This window comes from Kiloniellales bacterium (genome assembly GCA_030064845.1).
Lineage (GTDB): Bacteria > Pseudomonadota > Alphaproteobacteria > Kiloniellales > JAKSDN01 > JASJEC01.
This window is the reverse complement of sequence record JASJEC010000041.1, coordinates 21478-29334: the sequence shown is the minus strand read 5'-3', so window position 1 is coordinate 29334 and position 7857 is coordinate 21478. Positions and strand designations below refer to the sequence as shown.

The 7857-nt window shown below is 70.7% G+C and carries 8 protein-coding genes; 2 read left to right on the top strand and 6 right to left on the bottom strand.

What is annotated here, in order from left to right; translation table 11 throughout:
- A partial coding sequence (locus QNJ67_14775; GenBank protein ID MDJ0610239.1) for a DUF115 domain-containing protein occupies window positions 1-1131 on the top strand: 1131 nt, incomplete at its 5' end.
- Window positions 1128-1871: an acylneuraminate cytidylyltransferase family protein gene (locus QNJ67_14770; GenBank protein MDJ0610238.1), complete on the top strand. Its 744-nt coding sequence runs from the start codon at window positions 1128-1130 to the stop codon at window positions 1869-1871. The genes QNJ67_14775 and QNJ67_14770, both read left to right, overlap by 4 nt.
- A gap of 199 nt (window positions 1872-2070) precedes the next feature.
- Here QNJ67_14770 and QNJ67_14765 read toward each other — a convergent pair whose 3' ends face one another.
- The 6 genes from QNJ67_14765 to QNJ67_14740 form a co-directional block, all read right to left on the bottom strand.
- Window positions 2071-2652: an acyltransferase gene (locus QNJ67_14765; GenBank protein MDJ0610237.1), complete on the bottom strand. Its 582-nt coding sequence runs from the start codon at window positions 2650-2652 to the stop codon at window positions 2071-2073.
- A gap of 58 nt (window positions 2653-2710) precedes the next feature.
- The gene (locus QNJ67_14760) at window positions 2711-3781 is read right to left on the bottom strand and encodes an aromatic ring-hydroxylating dioxygenase subunit alpha (GenBank protein MDJ0610236.1); all 1071 of its coding nucleotides are present in this window, start codon (window positions 3779-3781) and stop codon (window positions 2711-2713) included.
- Window positions 3765-5021: a hypothetical protein gene (locus tag QNJ67_14755; GenBank protein ID MDJ0610235.1), complete on the bottom strand. Its 1257-nt coding sequence runs from the start codon at window positions 5019-5021 to the stop codon at window positions 3765-3767. The genes QNJ67_14760 and QNJ67_14755 overlap by 17 nt, the downstream gene beginning before the upstream one ends.
- Window positions 5005-5424, bottom strand: coding sequence for a DUF6524 family protein (locus QNJ67_14750; GenBank protein MDJ0610234.1), 420 nt, complete (start codon window positions 5422-5424; stop codon window positions 5005-5007). Before QNJ67_14750 ends, QNJ67_14755 begins: the two co-directional genes overlap by 17 nt.
- A 64-nt stretch (window positions 5425-5488) precedes the next feature.
- Window positions 5489-6634: a GTP-binding protein gene (locus QNJ67_14745; GenBank protein MDJ0610233.1), complete on the bottom strand. Its 1146-nt coding sequence runs from the start codon at window positions 6632-6634 to the stop codon at window positions 5489-5491.
- A complete protein-coding gene (locus QNJ67_14740; GenBank protein MDJ0610232.1) occupies window positions 6631-7752 on the bottom strand; it encodes a COX15/CtaA family protein in 1122 nt (373 codons plus the stop codon). Before QNJ67_14740 ends, QNJ67_14745 begins: the two co-directional genes overlap by 4 nt.
- Window positions 7753-7857: the final 105 nt, after the last annotated feature.

The window sequence follows — 7857 nt, the reverse complement described above, 5'->3', positions numbered from 1 at the left end:
CGGCGCGACTACCCGCTCTTCGTCATCGGCTCCGGCCCGTCGCTGGAGCAGGACCTCGACTTCATCGCCGAGCACGCGGACCGCGCCATTCTGGTCACCCTGGGGACCGCGCTGCGCGTCGCCCTGCGCCGGGGCATCCAGCCGGATTTCCACGTCGAGCTGGAGAACGGCATCGGCAACTACGCGCTGATCGAGCCGGTCGCCCGGGAGCACGACCTCTCGGAGATCACCCTGATCGCCTCGCTCACGGTGCAGCCGGTCTCGGTCGCCCTGTTCGGCGACGCCATCCTCTTCTTCCGCGAGCAGGTGACCTCGACCAAGCTGTTCTGCGGCGACCTCAAGGTGCTGAAGCCGGCCGGCCCGACGGTCGCCAACACCGCGCTGATCGCGGCGCTGCGCATGGGCTTCCGCGAGGTCTATTTGTTCGGCGTCGACATGGGCACCAAGGTCGAGGGCCGGTTCCACGCGGCGGGCTCGGTCTACGACCTGGGCTTCCGGGCCGACCCCACGGTGGCCAGCCGCACCTTTCCGGGCAACTTCGGCGGCACGGCGACCGGCGAGAACATCTACAACTGGTCGCGCAAGGTGCTGGAAGGGGTGATCCAGTACTTCCACAACCTGACGGTCTACAACTGCAGCGACGGCGTCCGGATCGAGGGCGCGGTCCCCAAGCTGCCCGAGACCGTCGCCTTCGATCACGGCCCGATCGACCGCGCGCGCTTCCGCAGCGAGCTCACCGCCCTGCTTTCGCCCTACCCGCTGGACCGCCTGCGGGATGTCTGGTCGGCGCTGGACTGGCGCCCGGCCAGCGATGCCCTCTTCGCCCGGATCGACCGGGCGCTGGAGGAGGCGGCGCAGGATCCCGCGGGCGGCATGGACTGGCTGCACGCGATCTACGACGCCCTGCGCGCCGTCGACGGCCGCGAGGAAGCCGTCGCGGCCTACCTGCGCGGGACCATGACCCTCTCGCTCGGCTGCATCAACTGGTACCACCGGCGCATCGTGGAGCCAGGGGCGCGTGAGCGCTTTCGCTCGATCGCCCTCGAGGAGACCCGGGCCATGGTCGCCGGGCTCAAGTCCCGCCTCGCCGAGCTCTTCGAGGCGGTCGACGGGAAAATCGGCGAGGCATGATCGAGGGACACTCGGTCCTCGGCCTGATCACCGCGCGCGGCGGCTCCCAGGGCCTGCCGGGCAAGAACCTGCGCGAGATCAACGGCCGCAGCCTCCTGGCCCGCGCGATCGACGCCGGGCGCGAAGCCGCCTCACTCGACCGGCTGATCCTCTCCTCCGACGACCCGGCGATCATCCAAGCCGCGCTCCTGGCCGGCTGCGAGGTGCCCTTCGTCCGTCCGGAAGAGCTCTCCGGGCCTGCGGCGCGTTCGATCGACGCGGTGCGCCACGCGCTCGAGACCCTGCCCGAGCGCTACGACCTCGTCGTGCTGCTGCAGCCGACCTCGCCGCTGCGCCGTGCCGAGGACGTCGAGGGCGCGGTCCGGCTCTGCGTCGAACGCGGCGCGCCCGCCTGCATCTCGGTCTCGGCCGCGGACAAACCGCCCTACTGGATGCTTCGCCGCGACGCGGCCGGCCGCCTCGAGCCCATCCTGCCGGAGCTGGCCCACGCGCCGCGGCGCCAGGAGCTGCCGGAGGCCTTCGTCGTCAACGGCGCGGTCTACGTCGCGCGCTGCGACTGGGTACTGCAGAACGACAGCTTCCTCTCACCCGAGACGCTGGGCTACATCATGCCGCAAGAGCGCTCGCTCGACGTCGACGAGGAGCTCGATCTGGTCGTCGCCGCGGCGGTGGAACGCTGGATCGAAGGGAAGACCGCCGCCGAGGAGGCGCGGCCGCCGGCCCGACGCTCTTCCCGTTAGAGTGAGTCATGTTTGACAGAACCGCTCTGGTGTCCTGTTCGAGGAATTCCACCAACCATTCTATCGCTTGAAAGCCGGGTGATTAGGCCCCTCACCCACCCACGGCTACGCCGCGGATCCTCCCTCTCCCCCAAACTGGGGGAGAGGGCCGGGGTGAGGGGGCCACGAGACCGATCACTCGTAATTCGGAAGCAGGACACTAGAGATTCCCAAGTAACCGTCGCTCGGCGTCGAGCAGCTTCTTGGACCGCGCCTTGACCGGGCGCGCCGGGCAACCGGCGTAGATCGTCCAGGGCTCGGTCGACTGCCGGACCAGGGTGAGCGCGCCCACTGCGGTGCCCTCGCCCAGCGTGACGCCCGGCAGGATCACGCTGCCGCTGCCGACGATCACGTGGCGCCCGATGCGGACCGCGCCGCTCTCGCTCCGCCGGTGTTCTTCCGGCACCGTGGGGTTGGTCAGCGTCTCGCCGCTGTAGTCGTCGGAGACGGAGTAGAGCCGGCAGCCCTGGGCCAGGGTCGAGAAGTCCTCCATGGTCACCCCCGCCGCCGCGCCGATGTGGCACTGGGCGCCGATGTGGATATGGCTGCCGAGCGTCAGGCGGCCCGCCTTGCCGCAGACGAGGTTGACGAAGGCGTCGATCCGCACGTGGTCGCCGATGGCGACCCGCTCCAGGCCGACGATGTTGGCGGTCTCGTGGACCTGGACGTCCTCGCCGACCGCCTTGAAGCCGAGCGACCGCAGGGCTTGGGAATCGAGGAAGGATTTGCCGAGGACTTTCATGGCGCCGCAGGTCTTATCCCAAGCCGGCGTGAAGACGCGGTAAAGGCCCGCCGGCCGGTCACGCCGGGCCTTCCAGGGCCTCGCGCACCAGCCTCTGGAAGTAGGCCGTGCCCGGCTCCTGCTCCTCAGACACCAGGCCGCTCCGGTAGACACCGGCTTCCAGGTTGCGCTGCACGGCCTCGCAGATCGCCAGGTCCTCGCGCATCACCGCCGTCGACTCCTCCATGACGACCTGGAACTTCTCCTGCTCGCCGGGGGGGCACCAGAACCAGCGGCGGAGCGCCACGCGGCCGGGCGCGAGCGGGATGACCCGCTCCAGGTTGAACTCGTTCTCGGAGAAATGGAGCAGCAGGCCCGGGAACTTGTAGATCCAGAAGCCGCGGCTCTCCGGCCAGCCCGGCGAGGCCTTGTAGCGCACGGAAAAGCCGACGAACTGGCCCCGCTCGTAGTTCCTGATCTCGGTGGCCTCGCGGACCAGCGCGGCGGTCAGGTCCTTGTGCACGTGGGGCAGGTGATAGCCCTCGGCCGAGTTGTCGCTGTAGGCCTTCCAGTCGGCGGCGCCCTCGAACCGCTGCTCGCCCAGGAACGCGAGGGTCTCCAGCGGCGGGTAGCCGGCGGCGATCTCGAGGATCTCGCCGAGCCAGGCTTCCAGGTCCGGCGCCGCCGGGTCGAGGCAGGCGAAGACGAGGCCGTTCCAGGCGGCGGCCCGGACCGGCAGAAGGTCGCAGTTCGACGGGCCCAGGGCCTCGCGGCCGGGGAAGCCCGGGGCTTTGCGCAGCTGGCCGTCCAGGCCGTAGGTCCAGCCGTGGTAGGGGCAGCGCAGCACCTGTCGCCGGCCCGTCTCCTCGGTCAGCAGCGGGCTCGCCCGGTGGCGGCAGAGGTTGTGGTAGGCGCCGAGGGCGCCCCCGGCCTGGCGCGCGACGAAGACGGGAAATCCGGCGATGGTGTCGGTCACGAAGTCGCCGGGCGCCGCCAGCTGTTCCTCGCGCGCGACCAGGATCCAGTGCCGGGCGAAGATCCACTCCCGTTCGCGCGCGAAGACCGCCGGGTCGCAGTACCACGAGGCCGGCAGCGAGGGCGCGAGGCCCGGCGGCGCTCCACCGCTAGCGTCTTCAGTCCCGGCTGCCAAGCTTCACTCGAATGATGCGGTTGGTCGCGCTCTGGTGGATCAGGAGATCGCCGTTCCGGTCGGCGTTCATGTGCCGGACGATCCCGGCGTGGATGTCGCCCGAGGGGATCGCCCAGCTCTGGAATTTCTCGGTCTCCGGGTCGAAGCGCACCAGGGCGTCCGGGCGCCGGCCGGACTCGTTGTACCAGACCACGCCGTCGACCACGGCGATGGCGTAGGGGTGCGACGCCGGGCCGCTGGGCGACGGCCATTCCCGGACCTCGCCGGTCGCCGGGTCGTAGCGCCCGAGCCGCCCCCGCGAGGAGTTCACGTACCAGATCCGGCCGTCCGCGGCGATGTCGAGGCGGCGCACCTTGGTCGCCCGGTTGGGCAGCGCGATCTCGGTCAGCGCCAGGGTGGCCGGATCGACCCGGAGCAGGCAGTTGGCGCCGTTGCAGGCGACCCAGGGGCGGCCCTCGGCGTCGATCTTGATGCCGTAGGGGCGCGACCCCGGCGTCGGCGCGGTCGCCAGGCGGACCTCGCCGGTGCCGGGATCGAGCCGGCCGACCATGTTGCTGTGCTGGAGCGTGAACCAGAGGATGCCGTCGGCGTCGAAGATCGCGGTGTGGGGGTCGCGGGCGGCCGGGTCCGGCATGCCGTAGACCGTGATGCGGCCGCTAACCCGATCCATCCTGCCGATCGTGCCGTTCTTGTTGCCCGTGTACCAGACGTTGCCCGCCGCATCGAGGGTCACGGAATGGGGCTTGGCGCCGGCCGGCAACGGGTACTCGATCATGGCCCCGGTCGCGGGATCGAGCCGGCCGATCAGGTTACCCCACTGCCCCGCCCACCAGATCGCGCCGTCCGGGCCCTCGATCGGGTCGCGCGACCGCTGGCCGAGTGTCGGCGCGACCCACTCCTCGAAGGCGAGGCGGAAGCCGCCCGGGATCAGGTTGGGCAGGCGCTTGCCGCTCGGCGGGAAGTATTCCGCCAGATAGGCGGCGACGGCGTCAGCGGCCCGGGGCGCGCGGGACATGTCGACCATGGTCGCGATCAGCGCCGACCAGCCGGCGCGGTCGTAGCCCGTGCTCTGGGCGATGCGGCCGGTGCCGTGGCATCCCGTGCAGAGGCCGAGGACGAGCTTCCGCGCCGGGTCCTCCGGCAGCGTTGCCCCCCAGGCGGGCGCGGCCCCGAGCGCGGCGAGGCCGAGCAGCAGGCCGGCCGCCGCCAGGTGCCCGCGCGCCCTACTCCTCCAGGTCATCGACATCCGATTGTCCCGTGATGCGCCGTCGGACGTGCGACCAGGAGACGCCGATCGCCAGCACCGTCGCCAGGATGAACAGGGCGAGCCAGGTGAGCGCGTCGGTCTCCTGCAAGGTGATCAGCCCGAGATGGATCAGCACCCAGGCCAGCGCCGCCAGAAAGGCGGAAGCCAGCAGCACGCCGACCACGCCGATCGAGCGGAAGGTGGCCCGCAGGTAGATGATGTAGAGGATGACGATGGTTACGCCCGCCAGCGCCTTGAAGGGCAGGCCCTGGTCCGGCTGATCGACCACCCAGCGCAGGTAGGAGTAGGGCGTCGGGTTGAAGGTGCCCAGCACCAGGATCAGGGCGAGGCCCCAGCGCAGCAGAAAGCTGGTTCCGTCGAACGCCGTCCGCGCCATTCCGCCTCCTGTCGTTGCACGATGCCCTGATAGCGCCGCCGCGGCGGCAAGGGAAGGCCAAAGGCTAGGACGCGCCCTTTCCCCGCGCGGCCGTTCCCCCCTCGTTGAAGGCCTGCAGCGTGTGCTCGAAGAGCTCCCGCTCCAGGTCGCGGACGATGAAGACCAGCCGCGTGCTCCGGTCGTCGTCGGGCCAGGCGTCGAGCAGGAACGGCGGGTGAAAGACGTGTTGCACACCGTGGATCACCATCGGCTGGTCGAGGTCCTCGACGGCGAGCAGCCCCTTGATGCGCAGGATGTCGGCGCCGTGGCAGGTGATCAGCATCTCGATCCAGGAATTGAAGCGGTCCCAGTTGAGCGGCCGCTCATAGCGCAGCGCGAAGGCGCGGATGCGCGCGTCGTGGCGGTTGATGTCGTGCCCCTGGTCGTGCCCGTGGTCGTGCGAGTGGTGCTTATGTTCGTGCGGCGCGGCTTCGGCCGCGGCGTAGGCCTCGGTCTTGAGCCAGCGCCGGACATCGAGGCTCTTGGTCTCGGGATTGTAGAGGCCGGCGTCGAACAGCCGGTCTGGCTCGACCGCGCCCTGCGCCACCTCGATCACCGGCGCGGCCGGGTTCAGCTGGTGGAGACGCGGCAGCAGCGCGGCGCGGCTCTCGTCCGTGGCTAGGTCGCACTTGGTGATCAGGATCCGGTCGGCCACGGCGGCCTGCTTGACCGCTTCAACGTGGCTGTCCAGCGTGCCGCCGCCGACCAACCCGTCGACCGTGGTGACCACGCCGTCGAGGCGAAAGCGGGTGACCAGCATGGGGTCGTTCATCAGGGTGTGGAGGATCGGCGCCGGGTCGGCCAGGCCCGTGGTCTCGATGACCAGGCGCTTGAAGGGCGGCACTTCGCGCCGGACCCGCTGGACATAGAGCCGGCGCAGGGTGTCGATCAGGTCGCCGCGCACCGTGCAGCAGAGACACCCGCTGTTGAGCAGCACCGTGTCCTCGTCGGCCCGCTCGACCAGCAGGTGATCCAGCCCGATCTCGCCGAACTCGTTGATCACCACGGCGGTCTCGTCCATCGCCGGATGCTGCAGCAGCCGGTTCAGCAGGGTCGTCTTGCCGCTGCCGAGGAAGCCGGTCAGGACAGAGACCGGCAGGGGCTCTTCGGGAACCGCCAGGTCGTCCCCGGCGCCCGGCCGTTCCGCCGGTCCCTGCCCTGCCTCGGTCATGCCGCTTGCGACCGCCGGCTGAGGAAGAGCGCCCAGAGCGCGAGGCCGATCAGGACGAGGGCGCCGGCCTGGTGGGCCGCCCCGAGCCAGATCGGAACGGCCAGGACGAGGGTCGAGATGCCGAGGCCGACCTGGAGCAGCGCCATCGCGCCGAGCAGATGGATCGCTTGCGCCTGGCGCGGGTCGAGCGGCAGCCGGCGCGCCCAGAGCCACAAGCCGCAGACGCCGGCGAGCGTGACCATGGCCAGAAGCCGGTGGTTGAACTGAACCGTCGCGACGTCCTCGAACAGGCTCTGCCACCAGGGTCCCGGCAGACCGTAGCCTTCGGGCACCAGGTCGCCGTCCATCAGCGGGAAGGTGTTGTAGGTGAAGCCGGCGTTGAGCCCGGCGACGAAGGCGCCGGAGACGAGCGTCAGGCCGATGAGGGCGAGCAGGGCGGTGAGCGCCCTGGCCAGGCCGGCGGGCGCCGCCGCCGCGCCGCGCGGAGCGCAGAGCACGGTGAAGGCGAGCCACAGGAGATAGCCGTAGATGACGACCGCGAGCGAGAGGTGGGCGGCGAGCCGGTACTGGCTGACGTCGTTCAGTTCGGCGAAGCCGCTCGCCACCATGTACCAGCCGAGCCCGCCCTGGAGGCCGCCCAGGCAGAAGGCGAAGAGCAGGTGCGGCAGGAGGGCGCGCGGGATCTGGCCGCGCAGCAGGAACCAGAGGAACGGCAGCGCGAAGACCAGGCCGATCAGACGGCCCCAGAGCCGGTGGATGTACTCCCACCAGAAGATGCCGCGGAACTCCGCCAGGGTCATGCCGGCGTTCTCCTCGCGGTACTCCGGGATCTGCTGATAGAGCGCGAAGAGGCGTTCCCACTCGGCCTGGCTGAGCGGCGGCAGGGTGCCGGAGAGCGGCGCCCACTCCATGATCGAGAGGCCGGATTCGGTCAGCCGGGTGATCGCCCCGATCACCGCCATGGCCAGGACCATGAAGGCGCAGCCGAGCAGCCAGACCCCGATCGCCGCCGGGGCGGCGGTGGCCGCGCGCGGGGCCGCGGCGGCTGTTTCGAACGAGAGATCGCGGGTCGCCATGCGGGGCTCGCCTACCGTGGCGCGGCGGGCCTTCGCAGCCATTTGGAAGTCCGCCGCCTGACGCTAGATTTAGGCGACCGCGGGCCGCCCGCCAAGCCCCGGCAGGACGGTCCGGCGCCGTTTCGCGCTTCGCGGTCTCGGGGCTGG